Annotated in this window: 16 protein-coding genes; 4 read left to right on the forward strand and 12 right to left on the reverse strand. The window is 70.3% G+C overall.

Features of this window, described 5'->3' with window-relative positions:
- Positions 1 to 81 precede the first annotated feature (81 nt).
- From glyS to QO011_RS17380, 4 genes are all read right to left on the reverse strand, one after another.
- Positions 82 to 2199: a glycine--tRNA ligase subunit beta gene (gene glyS / locus QO011_RS17365; protein WP_307274469.1), complete on the reverse strand. Its 2118-nt coding sequence runs from the start codon at positions 2197 to 2199 to the stop codon at positions 82 to 84.
- A gap of 49 nt (positions 2200 to 2248) precedes the next feature.
- A complete protein-coding gene (locus tag QO011_RS17370) occupies positions 2249 to 3187 on the reverse strand; it encodes a glycine--tRNA ligase subunit alpha (RefSeq protein ID WP_307274471.1) in 939 nt (312 codons plus the stop codon).
- Between the two features lie 196 nt (positions 3188 to 3383).
- Entirely contained in the window at positions 3384 to 3560 is a 177-nt protein-coding gene (locus QO011_RS17375; protein ID WP_307274473.1) for a hypothetical protein, read from the reverse strand.
- Positions 3561 to 3584: 24 nt separating this feature from the next.
- Complete coding sequence (locus QO011_RS17380; RefSeq protein WP_307274475.1) at positions 3585 to 4475, reverse strand: S49 family peptidase; 891 nt, start codon at positions 4473 to 4475, stop codon at positions 3585 to 3587.
- Between the two features lie 254 nt (positions 4476 to 4729).
- Here QO011_RS17380 and QO011_RS17385 point away from each other — a divergent pair, with 254 nt between their 5' ends.
- Entirely contained in the window at positions 4730 to 4990 is a 261-nt protein-coding gene (locus QO011_RS17385; protein WP_307274477.1) for a hypothetical protein, read from the forward strand.
- 100 nt (positions 4991 to 5090) lie between these two features.
- Here the strand turns inward: QO011_RS17385 and QO011_RS17390 are convergent, their stop codons facing one another.
- Together QO011_RS17390 and QO011_RS17395 are read right to left on the reverse strand one after the other, a co-directional pair.
- Positions 5091 to 5858 carry a tRNA1(Val) (adenine(37)-N6)-methyltransferase gene (locus QO011_RS17390; RefSeq protein WP_307274479.1) on the reverse strand — a complete coding sequence of 256 codons (768 nt, stop codon included), beginning with the start codon at positions 5856 to 5858 and terminating at the stop codon, positions 5091 to 5093.
- Complete coding sequence (locus QO011_RS17395) at positions 5855 to 6079, reverse strand: putative signal transducing protein (protein ID WP_307274480.1); 225 nt, start codon at positions 6077 to 6079, stop codon at positions 5855 to 5857. Before QO011_RS17395 ends, QO011_RS17390 begins: the two co-directional genes overlap by 4 nt.
- Positions 6080 to 6245: 166 nt before the next feature.
- Here QO011_RS17395 and QO011_RS17400 point away from each other — a divergent pair, with 166 nt between their 5' ends.
- Positions 6246 to 7262 carry a polyprenyl synthetase family protein gene (locus QO011_RS17400; RefSeq protein ID WP_307274482.1) on the forward strand — a complete coding sequence of 339 codons (1017 nt, stop codon included), beginning with the start codon at positions 6246 to 6248 and terminating at the stop codon, positions 7260 to 7262.
- An 88-nt stretch (positions 7263 to 7350) separates the two neighbouring features.
- On the opposite strand, the gene QO011_RS17405 is transcribed toward QO011_RS17400, so the two are convergent.
- From QO011_RS17405 to QO011_RS17430, 6 genes are all read right to left on the reverse strand, one after another.
- On the reverse strand, positions 7351 to 8286 hold the full coding sequence (locus tag QO011_RS17405; RefSeq protein ID WP_307274484.1) for a nucleoside hydrolase: 936 nt from the start codon (positions 8284 to 8286) through the stop codon (positions 7351 to 7353).
- A 9-nt stretch (positions 8287 to 8295) separates the two neighbouring features.
- Positions 8296 to 9309 (reverse strand): nucleoside hydrolase, encoded by a 1014-nt coding sequence (locus QO011_RS17410; RefSeq protein WP_307274486.1) that lies wholly within the window; start codon positions 9307 to 9309, stop codon positions 8296 to 8298.
- 1 nt (position 9310) lies between these two features.
- Positions 9311 to 10303: an ABC transporter permease gene (locus tag QO011_RS17415; RefSeq protein WP_307274488.1), complete on the reverse strand. Its 993-nt coding sequence runs from the start codon at positions 10301 to 10303 to the stop codon at positions 9311 to 9313.
- On the reverse strand, positions 10291 to 11328 hold the full coding sequence (locus QO011_RS17420; protein WP_307274490.1) for an ABC transporter permease: 1038 nt from the start codon (positions 11326 to 11328) through the stop codon (positions 10291 to 10293). Before QO011_RS17420 ends, QO011_RS17415 begins: the two co-directional genes overlap by 13 nt.
- Positions 11329 to 11333: 5 nt before the next feature.
- Positions 11334 to 12869, reverse strand: coding sequence for an ABC transporter ATP-binding protein (locus tag QO011_RS17425; RefSeq protein WP_307274933.1), 1536 nt, complete (start codon positions 12867 to 12869; stop codon positions 11334 to 11336).
- Positions 12870 to 13007: 138 nt separating this feature from the next.
- Positions 13008 to 14012 carry a BMP family lipoprotein gene (locus QO011_RS17430; protein WP_307274493.1) on the reverse strand — a complete coding sequence of 335 codons (1005 nt, stop codon included), beginning with the start codon at positions 14010 to 14012 and terminating at the stop codon, positions 13008 to 13010.
- Positions 14013 to 14289: 277 nt separating this feature from the next.
- On the opposite strand from QO011_RS17430, the gene QO011_RS17435 reads away from it, so the two are divergent.
- Entirely contained in the window at positions 14290 to 14874 is a 585-nt protein-coding gene (locus QO011_RS17435; RefSeq protein WP_307274494.1) for an amino acid synthesis family protein, read from the forward strand.
- Positions 14871 to 15458: an amino acid synthesis family protein gene (locus tag QO011_RS17440; protein ID WP_307274496.1), complete on the forward strand. Its 588-nt coding sequence runs from the start codon at positions 14871 to 14873 to the stop codon at positions 15456 to 15458. Before QO011_RS17435 ends, QO011_RS17440 begins: the two co-directional genes overlap by 4 nt.
- The last annotated feature ends 7 nt before the right edge of the window (positions 15459 to 15465 follow it).

Raw genomic sequence — 15465 nt, forward strand, 5'->3', positions numbered from 1 at the left:
CTGACGCAGGGCGGGTTGCCACCCCTCTCCCGGCCGGGAGCGGGGTTTCCCGCGTTGCTTCAGGCACGCGGGGACGCCGCCCTACCCCTCGATCTTCGAGAAGTCGGCGACCGTCCGGGTCGCCGCGCGCATCTCGTCCAGCAGCTTCAGGCGGTTGGCCCGCAGCGCCCGGTCGTCGGCATTGACCAGGATCTTGTCGAAGAAGGCGTCCACCGGCGGGCGCAGCCGTGCCAGTGCCGCCATCGCCGCTTCGAAATCCTCCCGCTCGACCGCGGCCGCCACGGCGGCCTTGGCGGTCTGGAGCGCGGCATGCAGCGCCGTCTCCTCCGGCTCGGCCAGGAGCGCGGCGTCGGCCCCGCCGGCGAAGGCGCCGTCGCCGTCCTTCTTCTCCTCGGCCCGCAGGATATTGGCGGCGCGGCGCGTGCCGGCCAGCAGCGTGCGGCCATCCTCGCTGTCGAGGAAGCGACCCAGCGCCTCGACGCGGCGCACGATCAGGAGCAGGTCGTCCTGGCCGCCGAGCGCGAACACGGCGTCGACCAGATCGTGACGGGCGCCCTGCTCGCGCAGCTGCACCTTCAGCCGGTCGGCGAAGAAGGCGAGGAGGTCGCTGCTCGACTCGGCGGCTCCGGCGCCGGGCATCGGCGTCAGCGCCATGCCGAGCGGCCCGGCGAGCGGCAGGCGCAGCTCGTTCTCCAGCACGGTCCGGATCACCCCGAGCGCCGCGCGCCGCAGCGCATAGGGGTCCTTGCTGCCCGTCGGCTTCTCGTCGATGGCCCAGAAGCCGGCCAGCGTGTCGAGCTTGTCGGCCAGCGCCACGGCGATCGCCACCGGGTCGGCGGGGACGCGGTCGCCCGCACCCTTGGGCCGGTAATGGTCCTCGACCGCGGCGGCGACCGAGGCATCCTCGCCCTGCGCCGCGGCGTAGTAGCGCCCCATCAGGCCCTGGAGCTCGGGAAACTCGCCGACCATCTCGGTCATCAGGTCGGCCTTGGCGAGCCGTGCCGCCCGCCGGGCCTTGGCCGCATCGGCGCCGACCAGCGGCGCGAGCGTGGCCGCCAGGGCTTCGATGCGGTCGATGCGGGCGGCCTGGGTGCCGAGCTTCTCGTGGAACACCACCTTGAGGTCGGCGAGCTTGCGCAGCCGCTGGTCCAGCGGCTTGCCTTCAGCCTCGAAGCCGGGCAGGGGCTTGAGGTCGGTCTCCCAGAAGAACTTGGCGTCGGACAGCCGCGCCCGGATCACCCGCTGATTGCCGGCGACGATCTCGCGGCCCCCGTCCTTGGCCTCGATATTGGCCACCAGCACGAAATGGTTCGAGAGCTTGCCGGTCGAGGGATCGCGCACGACGAAGCATTTCTGGTTGGCGCGGATCGTCGCCTGGATCGCCTCGTCCGGCACGCCGAGAAAGCCTTCGTCGAAGGAGCCGAGCAGCACTACCGGCCATTCCACCAGCCCGGCGGCCTCGTGCAGCACCGCTTCATCCTCGACCAACTCCAGGCCGCGGGCGAAGGCGAGGGTCTTGGCATCGGCCAGGATGATGTCGCGGCGGCGAGCGGGGTCGAGCACCACCTTGGCGGCCTCGAGCTTGCGCACGTAATCGCCGAAGTGCTTCACCTGGATCGGACCGCCCGCCATGAAGCGATGGCCGCGGGTGATGTCGCCGACGCTGACGCCCTCGATCTCGAAGCGGACCACCTCCGGATCCTCGGTCTCCGGCCCGAAGGTGCAGAGGATCGAGTGCAGCGGCCGCACCCAGCGCAGGTTGCCCGAGCCCCAGCGCATCGATTTCGGCCAGGGGAAGGTGCGCACCACCTCCGGCACGATCTCGGCGATCAGCTCGGCCACCGCGCGGCCGGGCTTTTCCAGGATCGCGACATAGAACTCGCCCTTCTTCGGGTCGCTCTCGATCCTCGCCTGATCGATGGACGCCAGGCCGGCGGATTTGAGGAAGCCTTGCAGCGCCGCCTCCGGCGCGCCGACGCGCGGGCCCTTGCGCTCTTCGCGCGTGTCGGGCTGGCGCGCCGGCAGGCCTTGCACGGTCAGCGCCAGGCGGCGCGGCGTGGCATAGGCCGAGGCGCCCTCGTAGAGCACGCCGCGCGCCACCAGGGCGTCGGTGACGAGCTTCCTGAGGTCGTCGGCCGCCTTGGCCTGCATGCGGGCGGGGATTTCTTCGGAGAACAGTTCCAGGAGGAGGTCGGGCATCGGGCTGGTCCGGACAGGGGGCGGCGGGGACGGGCGGGGCGTGCGGCGGTCAGCCGCCGGCGCGGGCGCCGCCGCCGGCCTCCGTCCTCACCCAGGCCTCGCCGCACGCCTTGGCCAGCTCGCGCACCCGGAGGATGTAGCTCTGCCGCTCGGTCACCGAGATCGCGCCGCGCGCGTCGAGCAGGTTGAAGCGATGGCTGGCCTTGATGCACTGGTCATAGGCCGGCAGGGCCATGTCGTGATGACCGCCCTTGTCGCCGGCCGCCAGCAGCGCCCGGCATTCCATCTCCGCGTCGAGGAAATGGCGCTTCAACATCTCGATGTCGGCATGCTCGAAATTGTGGCGCGAATATTCCTGCTCCGCCTGCAGGAACACCTCGCCATAGGTGACCTTCTCCGCGCCCTCGCGGCCGTTGAAATTGAGGTCGTAGACGTTCTCCACGCCCTGCACATACATGGCGAGGCGCTCGAGGCCGTAGGTGAGCTCGCCCGAGACCGGATTGCACTCCTGGCCGGCCACCTGCTGGAAATAGGTGAACTGCGACACTTCCATGCCGTCGCACCAGCATTCCCAGCCCAGGCCCCAGGCGCCGAGCGTCGGGCTCTCCCAGTCGTCCTCGACGAAGCGGATGTCGTGCAGCAGCGGATCGACCCCGATCGCCGCGAGCGAGCCGAGATAGAGCTCCTGCAGGTCCGGCGGCGAGGGCTTCAGGATCACCTGGAACTGGTAATAATGCTGCAGCCGGTTCGGGTTCTCGCCATAGCGCCCGTCCTTGGGCCGGCGCGAGGGCTGGACATAGGCGGCGTTCCAGCGCCGGGGGCCGAGCGAGCGCAGCGTCGTGGCGGGATGGAACGTACCGGCGCCGACCTCCATGTCGTAGGGCTGCAGCACCACGCAGCCATAGTCGGCCCAGTAGCGCTGCAAGGTCAGGATCAGGCCCTGGAACGATCGGTCCGGGCGCATATGCGGAGGGAGGTCGGCAGCCATGGTCTCTCGCGGGGGCGCAATGTGCGGCGCACCCTAAGCAGCTTCTCGCGGCTTTCGCCACGATTGATTTTGCATCCCCGATGCAAAATCGACGCTGCTCAGATCCTCGAGTGCAGGCAGGTTCGCGAGAACCTGCCTGGCCATGCCGCCCTTCAAGGCAAGGAAGGCGCCCGGTCGAACGGACGCGCAGAGCCGCTCAGCGATGCGGCCGCCACTCCCCGGTCACGGGGTCACGCCGCAGAGTATGGGTGTCCTTGACGCGGACCGGCACCGCGTCGAGCTCGCGATTGACGCGCTGCCATTCACGCCGGAGCACGCTCACGACGACGATGGCGGCCGCAACGGTGGCGACGGTGGCAAGGACTGGCGGCATGGCGATCCTCTCGTTGGTTTGTCACTATAATCCGAAACGCGCCCAGATTGCACGTGTTTCCAATGTCGCAAGCGCCTCCTCCGCCAGGCGGGGGCTGACGGGTTCGGCGGCGCCGGCGAGGCGGCGCATCAGGAAGCCGCGCTCGGATGCGACCGTCTTGAGCCTGACCTTGTCGCCGAAGCGCTGGCGCAGGCTCGAGCGCACGTCGCCGATGGCGTCGGCAAGGCCGAGCTCGATCGCCTTGCCCGCCGTCCAGAAGGCGCCCGAGAAGAGCTCCTCCTCGGTGCCGTTGAGGCGCTCGCCGCGGCGCTCCTTCACCAGGGCGATGAACAGCGCATGGATCTCCTGCTGCAAGGCCTCGAGCCGTGCCACGTCCTCCGGATTCTCCGGCCGGAACGGGTCGAGCATCGCCTTGGAGCGGCCGGCGGTATGGACGCGCCGCTCGACGCCGATCTTCTCGATCAGCCGGTCGAAGCCGAAGGAGGCGGAGACGACGCCGATCGACCCCAGGATCGAGGTGGGGTCGGCGATGATCTCGTCGGCGGCGCAGGCGATCATGTAGCCGCCCGAGGCCGCCACGTCCTCGACGAAGGCATAGACCGGCAGCTTCTTCTCGGCGGCGAGCGCCCGGATGCGGCGCATGATCAGGTGCGACTGGGCGGGCGAGCCGCCGGGCGAGTTGATCACCAGCGCCACCGCCTTGGCGCCCTTGGCCGAAAAGGCGCGGTCGAGCGCGTCGGCGATCCGCGCCATGTTGAGGCCGCTGCGCAGCGGCGCGGTCGGCCCGATCACGCCGGAGAGCCGCAGCACCGGCACCAGCGGCGCCGGCTCGCGCCACCGCGCCGGCAGCAGCCGGCGCAGGCCGGCCAGGAAAGGGTGGGGACGGGCCGCGCCAGGGGCGGCGGAATTGATCATCATGCTCTCCAAAATGGCGGAGTCTGTGCCGCAAATAAGGCGGCGTCGTTCATCATGATGAACCGTAGATGAACGATGTCATCAAGATGCGTTCAGTCCCTGCGGCAATAATGCTAACGTCAGGACACCGGACCGATCCGTTGGGCGGCAGGGTCGGGATTGACCGGTAGCAGCAGCAATCGGAGGAAGCATCCATGCTCCGTAAGATCGTGTTGGCCGTCGCTCTCGCCCTCGGGCTTGGCGGCGGAGCTCTCGTGACAGGTTCGGCCCAGGCGGCGGTGGCGCAGACCGCGTTGCCGGCCATCGATCCGGCCCGGACCGCGTCACCTGCCACGATGCAGTTCGCCTACTACTACTATCGTGTATACCATCGTCACTATCACTACTACAGGCCTCGGTACTATAGGCCTCGGTACTACTACAGGCCGCATTACTACAGGCCCTGCCGCATCGTCTGGGTCAAGCGGTGGAACTATGGTCGCCGCTACTATGTGAGGCGTCGCGTGTGCTATTGATGCGAGCTTGAGAGAACCTGCCCGTCATGCTTGACGGACGGGCCACCGCTTCGGCCGGCAGGGCGGCGCGCCCCTGCCGGCCGTTTCGTTTCGGGCCGCCTCATGCCCCGGGAAACCAGGCGATCGCCGCCGTGCCGCGATGCAGCGCTTCGGCCGTGGCGGTGAAGCCGCCCGGGGGCTCGTGCAGCACCAGCGGCGGCAGCAGCACGGGCAGGGCTCGGCTGCCCTTGACGGCACGGACGATCAGACGCGTCGCCGCCGCCTCGGCCCGTGGCGACACGGGCTTCAGCCGGATGTCGCCGAAGCGGCCGGCGAGGGCCGTGAGCAGGCGCGGCAGGGCGTCGGCGCGGTGGATCAGCGCCAGCACGCCGCCGGGCCGGAGCAGCGCCGCCGCCGCGCAGATCCAGGCTTCGTCCGTCGCGGCGGGCAGCACATGCGCCTGGCGGCGATAGGCGTCCGGCGAGGCGCGCACCGCGCCGGGCAGGTGGAAGGGCGGGTTCATCATCACCATGCCGGCGCTGTTCGGGGCGAGGCCCGCGGCGGTGCGCTGGCGCGCCGGGGCGGTGACGTCGGCCTCGATCACGGCCACGCGTGCGGACAAGCCGTTGGCCTCGACATTGCCGCGCGCCAGGGCCGCGATGGCCGGATCGAGCTCGACCAGCACGACGCGGCAGCCGGGAACCCGCGCCGCCAGCGCCAGGCCGGCGGCACCGACGCCGGCGCCGAGATCGAACACCGTGTCGTTGGCGCCGGGGGAGAGGGCGGCCGCCAGCAGCGCCGCGTCGGTGCCGGCCCTGTGGCCCTTCGGCGGCTGCGACAGGACGAGCCGCCCGCCGAGGAAGGCGTCGCGCGTCGGCGCCGTGCTCACGCCGGCCTGAGCTCGTGGGCGAGGCCGGCGTCGCGGATCAGGGTGCGCGCCTGCTGGGCTCGGCTCGCCTCGACCAGGATGCGCCGCGGCAGCATGCCGATCGAGCCTTCCAGCACGCTCATATGCGTGTCGAGCACCATGTAGCCGATGCCCGCCCCGTCGAGCAGCGCCTCGACATAGGAAATCAAAACCGCGTCGTTGGTACGCATGAGCTCTTCCATGGCTGGATTGTGGGTGCTCGCGCCGCCGGACGCAACGGGCAGATGCGCCGAGATGCCGCCTGTCCCCCGCTCGCCGGCGCAGGGCCGGGTTGCCGCGGGCGGCCATCGGGTCCTTGTGTCGGGAGCGCGGCGTTTCTATGGTGCCGGCGTTCAACGGAGACAGGCAGTGGGCGTTGTCGTTGCATTCGAGGACAAGTCGGCGGCCGGCGGATCGATCGATGCGATCGTCGCCCTGACCAAGGCGGACATGGCGCGGGTGAACGCTACCATCCTCTCGCGCACGGGATCCGAGGTCGCGATGATTCCGGAAGTGGCCAACCACCTGATCTCGTCCGGCGGCAAGCGGCTGCGGCCGATGCTGACCCTGGCCACGGCCCAGCTCGCCAACCATCGCGGCGACGGCCACATCAAGCTGGCGGCTTCGGTGGAGTTCATGCACACCGCCACGCTGCTGCACGACGACGTGGTCGACGAGAGCGACATGCGTCGCGGCAAGCCGGCCGCGCGCATGGTCTGGGGCAACGAGGCGAGCGTGCTCGTCGGTGACTTCCTGCTCGGCCAGGCCTTCAAGATGATGGTCGAGGTCGGCTCGCTGCGCGCCCTCGACATCCTGTCCAGCGCCGCCACCGTCATCGCCGAGGGCGAGGTCGCCCAGCTCGCGGCGGCCAAGAACACCGCCACCACCGAGGACGAGTATCTCGCGGTCATCCGCGGCAAGACCGCCGAGCTCTTCGCCGCGGCCTGCGAGGTCGGCCCGGTGCTGGCCGACCGGCCGCGCGAGGAGCAGGCTTCCTGCCGCTCCTTCGGCATGAATCTCGGCATCGCCTTCCAGCTCGTCGACGACGCGCTCGACTATGGCGGCTCCGACGTCAAGCTCGGCAAGAACATCGGCGACGATTTCCGCGAGGGCAAGATCACCCTGCCCGTGGTGCTCGCCTTCCGCCGCGGCGGCGAGGCGGAGCGCGCCTTCTGGCGGCGCACGCTCGAAGAGGGCGAGATCCAGGAGGGCGATCTCGAGCAAGCCGTCGGCCTGATGCGCCGGCATCGCGCGCTGGAGGACACGATCGAGCGCGCCCGCCACTACGGCGCCATGGCCAAGGACGCGCTGGCGCTGTTCCCCGACGGCCCGATGAAGCGGGCCCTGGTCGACGTGGTCGAGTTCTGCGTCAACCGGACGCATTGAGGGGAGAGCCGGGTTCGCCCGGGCACGGCTCAGGCGTCGTCCGGGGAAATGAGGCGGAAAGCGCAGCACACTTATCGGCAGACGCCGCTCAAGCCGGGGACTCGCGCAGCAGGTCGAACATCAGCTTGAAGAAGCGGTCGGCGTCGACCTCATGGGCGATCTGCGCATTGTCGTCCTCGCCGCGCTCGCGCCAGAAATCGGCGACGGTGGCGCCGAAGGTGGTCGTGCCGGCGAGCTCCACCGCGATATGCGCCGGGCGCGTGCGCACCAGGCTCGGATCGATCGCCAGCGCCAGGGCGAGCGGATCGTGCATGGCGCCGCCGACGCCCATCGAATTGCGGTGCAGCTTCTCGTAGAAGCGCAGCCAGTCGTGCACCAGCCGGCCGAGCGGCGTGTCGATGGCGGCGAGCTCGGCATAATGGGGCGCTTCGATCAGCACCTGCATGGTGACGTCGAGCCCGACCATGGTGATCGGCAGGCGGGCGTCGAGCACCAGCCGCAGCGCCTCCGGGTCGCAGAAGGCGTTGAACTCGGTCGGCGTGATGATCTCGCTCTTTCGGTAGAACACGCCGCCCATCCAGATCAGCCGCCTGATCCTGGGCAGGACCTCGGGATGCTTCAGCACCAAGAGCCCGAGATTGCACAGCGGCCCGGTCGCGACCACGGTCAGCGGCTCCGGAGCGCCGAGCAGCCGCTCGGCCAGGAAGTCCACCGCGTGCTGGGCGATCGGCCCGCGGGAGGGCGGCGGCAGGTAGGGCGAGCCTTCCAGGCCGCTCGGGCCGTCGGCGGTGCCGAGCACCAGCGGCCGGGCCAGCGGGCGGTGGCAGCCGGCGGCGACCGGCACGTCGCGGGCGCCGATGAAGTCCAGCACGCGCAGCGCATTGGCCGTGGTCTTCTCCACCTCGGCATTGCCGCAGGTGGTGGTGACGCCGAGGAGCTCGATGGCTGGCGAGCGATGCGCCATGACCAGGGCGATGGCGTCGTCGTGGCCGGGGTCGCAGTCGAAGAGGATCGGGGTGGTCATGGCGGGTCCTCAGGCGGCGCGCTCGTAGCGGGCCATCGTGGCCTTGAACATGTCGAGGAAGCGCCGGCCGTCGAGGTCGGTGGCGATGCGGGTGGTCCTGGCGCCGCCGCCGGGCAGGATCTGGCGGCCGCGCCAGGCGACGGTCTGGCCGCGCGCCAGCCGCCCGTCGAGGACGACGTCGACGAACACGGGTTCGGTCAGCCGCGCCAGCTCCGGGTGGAAGGCGAGGGCGGCGGTGATGATGTCGTCCATGGGAAAGCCGACGAGATCGAAGAACTCGCGCCAGATGTCGATATAGATCGGGTAGGTGTCGGCGATCATCGCCACCACCGGATTGTCCCTCGCCCCGGCCTGCATGTCGGCGAGGTCGTCGCGCGTCAGCATGCTGGCGGCCACCCGGTTGTCCTCGCACACGTCGAGCGGCACCAGGATCTTGTCGACCCCGGCGTTGAGCACGATGCGCGAGGCCTCCGGATCGGCCCAGATGTTGTATTCGGACAGCGGCGTCATGTTGCCGGGGGTCGAGAAGGCGCCGCCGAGCACCACCAGCCGCTTCAGCGCCGCCGTCAGGCCCGGCTCCTGCAGCAGCGCCATGGCGGCGTTGGTGAGCGGCCCGGTCGTCACCAGGGTGATCTCGCCGGGATTGGCCAGCACCGTGCCGATGATGAAGTCGACGGCATGGCCCGGGCTCGCCGGCCGCCTCGGCGCCGGGGCGGGCGGGTTGAAGCGCTTCAGCCGCTCGCCGAAGCGGGCGACGAGGCGCTTCTCGAAATGCACCGGTGCCTGCATGTCGGCCTTGGCGTTGCCGACGATCGGCCGCCAGGCCCCGGCATGCACGGGAATGTCGTCGCGCCCGGCGAGGGCGAGCGTGTTGAGGACGACGTTGGTCACCTGCTCGATCGGGCCGGCCGCGCCGGTCACCGTGGTCACGCCCTCGAGCTTCAGCTCCGGGTGGGCCGCGGCGAACAGCACGGCGAGGATGTCGTCGCCGGCCGAATCCACGTCGAGAATGATGCGTTCCATGTCACTGCGAGTCCTTGAGGGGAGCCGATCGGGCCGGGCCGTCCTCGGCGGCGAGGGCGCGGCGCATGCTGTCCAGCGTCTCGCGCACCAGCCGCGGCCGGCTGCGGTAGGAGAGCGCGAACAGTGCCGCCAGCGCCACCGCATAGGGCACGGCGAGCACGAGATAGGAGGGGAAGCCGAAGGTCTGCAGCCTGAGCGAGAAGGCGTCGGCGAAGCCGAACAGCAGGCATCCCGCCAGCACCTTCCAGGGATCCCCGGCGGAGAAGATCAGGATCGCCACAGCCATGAAGCCGCGGCCCGACGACATGTTCTCGGTGAACATGGTGATGTAGCCGAGCGACAGATGCGCGCCGGCGAGCCCGGCGAACAGCCCGCAGCACAGCGAGGCGGTGTAGCGGATGCGGGCGATGGAGAGGCCGAGGGCCTCGGCCGCCTCCGGCTTCTCGCCGACGACGCGGATATGCAGCCCGAGCCGGGTGCGCCCGTAGAACAGAGCGAGCGCCGGCACGGCCAGGAAGGCGACGTAGACCAGCGGCGTATAGCCCGAGACGAGCTGGGCATAGGGGCCGAGCAGGTCCCGTGCCTCGGGGATCTGCAGCTTCGGCAGGCCGACGATGCCGTGGCCGACCACCGAGCCGCGCGTGCCGAAGATCGCCTTCATCAGCGAGATCGTCATGCCGCCGGCGAGGATGTTGACGGCGAGGCCGACCACCACCTCGTTGGCGCGGAACGAGACCACCAGCACCGCATAGGCGAGGGCGAAGGCGAGCGCCGCGCCAACGCCGCAGGCGACGCCCAGGAGGGCGGAGCCGGTCCAGATCGAGCCGATCACCGCGAAGAAGGCGCCGATCAGCATCTGGCCCTCCAGGCCGATGTTGAAGATGCCGGCCTTGGTGGTGAAGGAGCCGCCGAGGGCGACGAGCAGGATCGGCGCCGTGGTCCTGAGCGTGGCGACGAGGAGGGCTGTGTTGAAGAGGTTCGTCAGAACTTCCATCGCCGCTCCCCCGCCCTGGCGTCGCCGCGGCGGCGCACCAGCACCTCGGCCGAGACGCTGAGGATGATCAGCGCCTGGATCACCGTGATGATCTCGCGCGAGGCGCGCGTCTCCACCTCCAGCAGCAGCGAGCCGCTGCGCAGCGCTCCGAAGAACAGCGCCGTGAAGATGGTGCCGATCGGCGAGCCGTTGGCGAGCAGCGCCGCGATCAGGCCGTCGAAGCCGAAGCCCGGCGCGAAGCCCTCCATGAAGCGGTGATGCACCCCGAGCGTCTCCACGCCCCCGGCGAGCCCGCCGACGGCGCCGGAGACCAGCAGCACGGCGAAGGCCTGGCGGCGGGTGTCGATGCCGCCATAGTCGGCGAATTTCGGCGCCGAGCCCGCCATGGTGACGTCGTAGCCCCGCGCGGTGTGGCGGAAGAACCAGGCCGCCGCCAGCGCCAGGGCGAGGCCGATGAGGAGGCCGGCATTGAGCCGCGAGAACGAGAACAGCTCCGGCAGGTAGGCGCTGGGCAGGATCGGCGGCGTCTCCGACCAGCCGCCCGGCCGCTTGAACAGGAAGATCGTGAGGTAGGAGGTGAGGAGCACGGCGATATAGTTGGCGAGGATGGTGGAAACCACCTCGTTGGTGTTGTAGCGCGTGCGGAAGAAGGCCGGCACCGCCACCCAGGCCGCGCCGGCCGCGACGGCCAGCGCCAGGGCGGCGAGCATGTGCAGCACCGGCGGCAGGGCGAAGGCGAAGCCGACCCAGGCGGCGGCGAAGCCGCCCATGAACAATTGCCCCTCGATGCCGACATTGAACAGCCCGCCCCTGAGGCCGATACAGGCGGCGACGCCGCAGATCAGGATCGGCGTGGTCTGCAGCAGCGTGCCGGCGATCTTCTCCGCGTCGCCGAAGGCGCCGGCGACGAGCGTGCGGAACACCCGAACCGGGCTCTCGTCGACCAGGAGGATGACGACCGAGCCGACCGCCAGCGCGACGAGCAGGGCGAGGAACGGGCCGAGAGCCGGACGCAGCCTGGACATGTCGATCAACCGGCCGTGACGGCGGTGGGCGGCGTCGGGGCGATGCCGGCCATCATCAGGCCGATAGCCTCGCTGTCGGCATGCTCGCCGTCGACCTCGCCCATGATGCGGCCGTTGAACATCACCAGGATGCGGTCGGCGAGGGCCGCGAGCTCTTCGAGCTGCACCGAGATCAGCAGGATGGCGCGGCCGGCGGCGCGCTGGCGCATGATCTCGTCGTGGATCGCCTCCTGGGCGCCGATGTCGACGCCGCGCGTCGGCTGGTCGATCAGCAGGAAGGCGGCATCGTTGGTGAACTCGCGGGCCAGCACCACCTTCTGGATGTTGCCGCCGGACAGGCTCCTGGCCGGCGCCTCCGGCCCGCGGGTGCGGATGTCGAAGCGCCCGATCAGGCGCCGGGCCTCGGCGTCGGCGGCACGCCAGTCGATCAGGCCGCGGCGGTTCCAGGGCGGCCGGTGCTGGCGGCCCATCAGCATGTTGGCCGAGAGCGAGGCGTTGCGGTCGACGCCGCGCGCCAGGCGGTCGCCCGGCACGTGGGCGAGGCCGAGGGCGCGGATGGCGGCAGGCGGCAGGGCGCCGATGCCGATGCCGCGCAGGCGCACGGTGCCGTGGCTCGCCGGCCTCAGGCCCGACAGCACCTCGGCGAGCTCGGTCTGACCGTTGCCGGCGACACCGGCGATGCCGACGATCTCGCCGGCCCGCACCTGGAAGTCCAGGCCCCGCAGCGCCGGCAGCTTGCGCTCGTCGCGGGCCCAGAGCTGCTCCACCTCGAGCACGGCCGCGCCGGCGGCCGGCCGGCGGGGGCGGCGGTCGAAGCTGACGTCGCGGCCGACCATCATGCGCACGAGCTCGCTCTTGGAAAGCGCCGTCGTCGGCGCGCTCGCGACACGGCGGCCGTCGCGCAGCACGGTGACGGTGTCGGAAACCGCCATCACCTCCTCCAGGTGGTGCGAGATGAAGATCACGGTCATGCCTTCCGCGACGAAGCCCCGCAGGGTCTGGAACAGGTCGCGGCTCTCCTGCGGCGTCAGCACCGCGGTCGGCTCGTCGAGGATGATGGTGCGCGCGCCGCGGGCCAGGACCTTGAGGATCTCGATGCGCTGCTCGAGGCCGACCGACAGGAGCCCGACCCGTTCCTCCGGCTCGACCTTGAGCCCGAAGCGGCGCGACAGCGTCCGCGTCCGCTCGATCTGCGCGGCATGGTCGATCAGGCCGCGGCGCCGGATCTCCATGCCGAGGAAGATGTTCTCGGCCACCGACAGCGAGGGCACCAGCTTGAAGTGCTGGTGCACCATGCCGAGCCCGGCGGCGATGGCGGCGGCCGGGCTCGCCACCGTCGTCGGCCGGCCGCCGATGCGGATCTCGCCTTCGTCCGGCTGCAGCAGGCCGAACAGGATGTTCATCAGCGTGGTCTTGCCGGCGCCGTTCTCGCCGATCACGGCGTGGACCTCGCCGCGGCGCACGGCGAGGTCCACGCCGTCATTCGCGGTGACGGCGTCGAAGCGCTTGGTGATGCCGACCAGTTCGACGGCGGGGTCCATGGTCATCCCGAAGAGGTCGCCCGCAGACAAGTGCGCTGCGTTTTCAGCCATGACGGACGGCTTCACCCATCCCGGACGAGGCCCAGGACGGGAAGCGGGGGCGCGGCCGCGGGGGGAGAGGCCCGCGGCCGCGCCGCCTCACTTCGCCTTGGCGATCTGGATCTTGCCAGCGGCGATATCCGTGCGGATCGCCTCGAGCTTGGTCTTGACCGCTTCGGGAAGCTTGGCGCCGATGTCGTCGCAGATCTTGACCTCGACGCCGCCCGAGGCGAGGTCGAAGGTCCGCGTGCCCGGCAGGACCTTGTGGCCGTCGACCTCGTCCTTGATGATGGAATAGACCGCGACGTCGCCGCGCTTGAGCATGCTGGCCAGCACATGGCCGGGGGCGGAGGCGCACATGTCGATGTCGACGCCGATCGAATATTTGTCGGCGGCGGCGCTTGCCTGCATCACGCCCTCGCCGGTCGGGCCGGCGACGTTGTAGACGATGTCGGCGCCCTGGCCGTAGAGCGTCATGGCGAGCTCGCTGCCCTTGGCCGGATCGTCGAAGGTGCCGGCGAACACCGCGTTCACCTTCACGTCGGGCGCGGCATATTTCGTGCCCTGCTCGTAGCCGCCGAGGAAGTTGCGGATCACCGGGATGTCGCGGCCGCCGACGAAGCCGATCGCCTTGCCGTCGCCGATCTTGTCGAAGGAGGAGCCGAGGTCGGCCACCATGCCGGCGAGGGCCCCGGCGACGAAGGAGCCCTGCTCCTCGGCGAAATTGGCATAGATCATCGACTTGGAATCGAGCACGCCGTCGATGAAGATGAAGCGCTGGTTGGGATAGGCGGCGCTCGCCTTCTGCAGCGCGTCGACCAGCTCCCAGCCCATGACGAAGATCAGGTCGTACTGGCCGCTCTTGGCGAGGTTGGCGAACTGCTCCTCGTAGTCGAGGGCGCGGTTGCCGGTATCGACCAGCTTCAGGTCGATGCCGAAATCCTGCTTGGCCTTGTTGAGGCCGTTGACGATCGAGACGCCGAACCCCTGGGCGAAATAGCCCGAGATCGCCGCCACCGAAACCTTCTGCGCGGCGGCTGCCGGCAGCGCCGAGGCTGCCGCGAGCGTTCCCGCGAACACGATGCGTGCAAGGATGCGGATCATGGAGGTTCCCCTTCCTGCGCCTTTTCGGCTCTTATCCATCCCGCGCCATTCTTCGTCGCGCTGGGATCATTGATGGTCCAACGAATTTATGGATAGATCGCGACAACTGTCAATCCACGGCTTCGCTCAAGTTTTAGGCTCGTTCGCGCTAAACTCCCGGTATTATGCCGGAATATCGGGCTCATCGGATGCTCGCCTCGACGCGAGCCGCCTTGCCGCTTGACACCGGCCCCGCCGCGCGGATTGTTGATGCTCGAACAAAAAATGGAGGCCGACCATGCCGGAGCCGGCGGTGCGGAAATACGTGGTGCAGGTGGAGGAGATCTTTCACGAGGGCGGGCCGCCCGTCGTCGAGCCGGCGCGCCGCGCCGCGGTCCTGGCCGTGATCGACAACCCGTTCGCCGGCCGCTATGTCGAGGACATCCAGGGCTTCATGGAGGACCTGAAGCCGCTCGGCCTGGAAATGGCACGGCGGCTGATCGAGGCGCTCGGCGGCGACCCCGCCCGCATCGAAGGCTACGGCAAGGGCGCCATCGTCGGCGCCGCCGGCGAGCTCGAGCATGCCGCGCTCTGGCACAATCCCGGCGGCTATGCCATGCGCGAGCGGCTGGGGGGAGCCAAGGCGATCGTGCCCTCGACCAAGAAGGTCGGCGGTCCCGGCACGCGGCTCGACGTGCCGATCACCCATGTCGATGCCTCCTATGTCCGCAGCCATTTCGACGCGGTCGAGGTCGGCCTCGCCGACGCCCCGCGCGCCGGGGAGATGGTGGTGGCGCTGGCGATGACCACCGGTCCCAGGGTGCATGCGCGGGTCGGCGGGCTCAAGGCCAGCGAGATCAAGGGCGAGGACGGGCTGCGATGAGCGCGCATATCCGCCGGATCCTCACCACCGTCGAGGAGACGCTGATCGAGGGCGGCCGGCCGGTCGACCCGCCGGTGCGCCGTGCCGTCTGCGCGGCGGTGATCCGCAACCCCTTCGCCGGCCGCTTCGTGGAGGACCTGTCCAGCCTCAGCGAGATCGGCGCCGAGCTCGGCGATCTGCTGCCGCGCCGCGCCGTGGCGGCGCTGCGCCAGGCCGGCGGCGCGCCGGTCGAGAGCTTCGGCAAGGCGGCGCTGGTCGGCGAGGACGGCGAGCTCGAGCACGCGGCCGCTATCCTGCATCCTCGGCTCGGCGCCCCGTTCCGCGACATCCTCGGCGGCGGGGCGGCGCTCATCCCCTCCTCGAAGAAGCGCGGCGGCGTCGGCGCGCCCTTCGACGTGCCGCTCGGCCACAAGGATGCCGCCCGCGTGCGCAGCCATTTCGACGGCATCGAGGCGCGCGTGCCGGACGGACCGCGGCCCGACGAGATCGTGGTCGCGGTGGCGGTGGCCGCTTCCGGCCGCCCGCATCCCCGGGTCGGCGGCCTCACCAAGCACGAGATCGAGGGCAAGGACGGCGAGCGCTGAGGGGGCG

The organism is Labrys wisconsinensis, from assembly GCF_030814995.1.
Taxonomy (GTDB): domain Bacteria; phylum Pseudomonadota; class Alphaproteobacteria; order Rhizobiales; family Labraceae; genus Labrys; species Labrys wisconsinensis.

Excerpts from the sequence above, each read along its gene's own strand:
- glyS (WP_307274469.1), bottom strand. The coding sequence starts at position 2,199 with ATGCCCGACCTCCTCCTGGAACTGTTCTCCGAAGAAATCCCCGCCCGC.
- QO011_RS17425 (WP_307274933.1), bottom strand. The coding sequence starts at position 12,869 with ATGGACCCCGCCGTCGAACTGGTCGGCATCACCAAGCGCTTCGACGCC.
- QO011_RS17375 (WP_307274473.1), bottom strand. The coding sequence starts at position 3,560 with ATGCCGCCAGTCCTTGCCACCGTCGCCACCGTTGCGGCCGCCATCGTC.
- QO011_RS17395 (WP_307274480.1), bottom strand. The coding sequence starts at position 6,079 with ATGGAAGAGCTCATGCGTACCAACGACGCGGTTTTGATTTCCTATGTC.
- QO011_RS17415 (WP_307274488.1), bottom strand. The coding sequence starts at position 10,303 with ATGGAAGTTCTGACGAACCTCTTCAACACAGCCCTCCTCGTCGCCACG.
- QO011_RS17420 (WP_307274490.1), bottom strand. The coding sequence starts at position 11,328 with ATGTCCAGGCTGCGTCCGGCTCTCGGCCCGTTCCTCGCCCTGCTCGTC.
- QO011_RS17405 (WP_307274484.1), bottom strand. The coding sequence starts at position 8,286 with ATGACCACCCCGATCCTCTTCGACTGCGACCCCGGCCACGACGACGCC.
- QO011_RS17430 (WP_307274493.1), bottom strand. The coding sequence starts at position 14,012 with ATGATCCGCATCCTTGCACGCATCGTGTTCGCGGGAACGCTCGCGGCA.
- QO011_RS17440 (WP_307274496.1), top strand. The coding sequence starts at position 14,871 with ATGAGCGCGCATATCCGCCGGATCCTCACCACCGTCGAGGAGACGCTG.
- QO011_RS17380 (WP_307274475.1), bottom strand. The coding sequence starts at position 4,475 with ATGATCAATTCCGCCGCCCCTGGCGCGGCCCGTCCCCACCCTTTCCTG.
- QO011_RS17410 (WP_307274486.1), bottom strand. The coding sequence starts at position 9,309 with ATGGAACGCATCATTCTCGACGTGGATTCGGCCGGCGACGACATCCTC.
- QO011_RS17370 (WP_307274471.1), bottom strand. The coding sequence starts at position 3,187 with ATGGCTGCCGACCTCCCTCCGCATATGCGCCCGGACCGATCGTTCCAG.
- QO011_RS17435 (WP_307274494.1), top strand. The coding sequence starts at position 14,290 with ATGCCGGAGCCGGCGGTGCGGAAATACGTGGTGCAGGTGGAGGAGATC.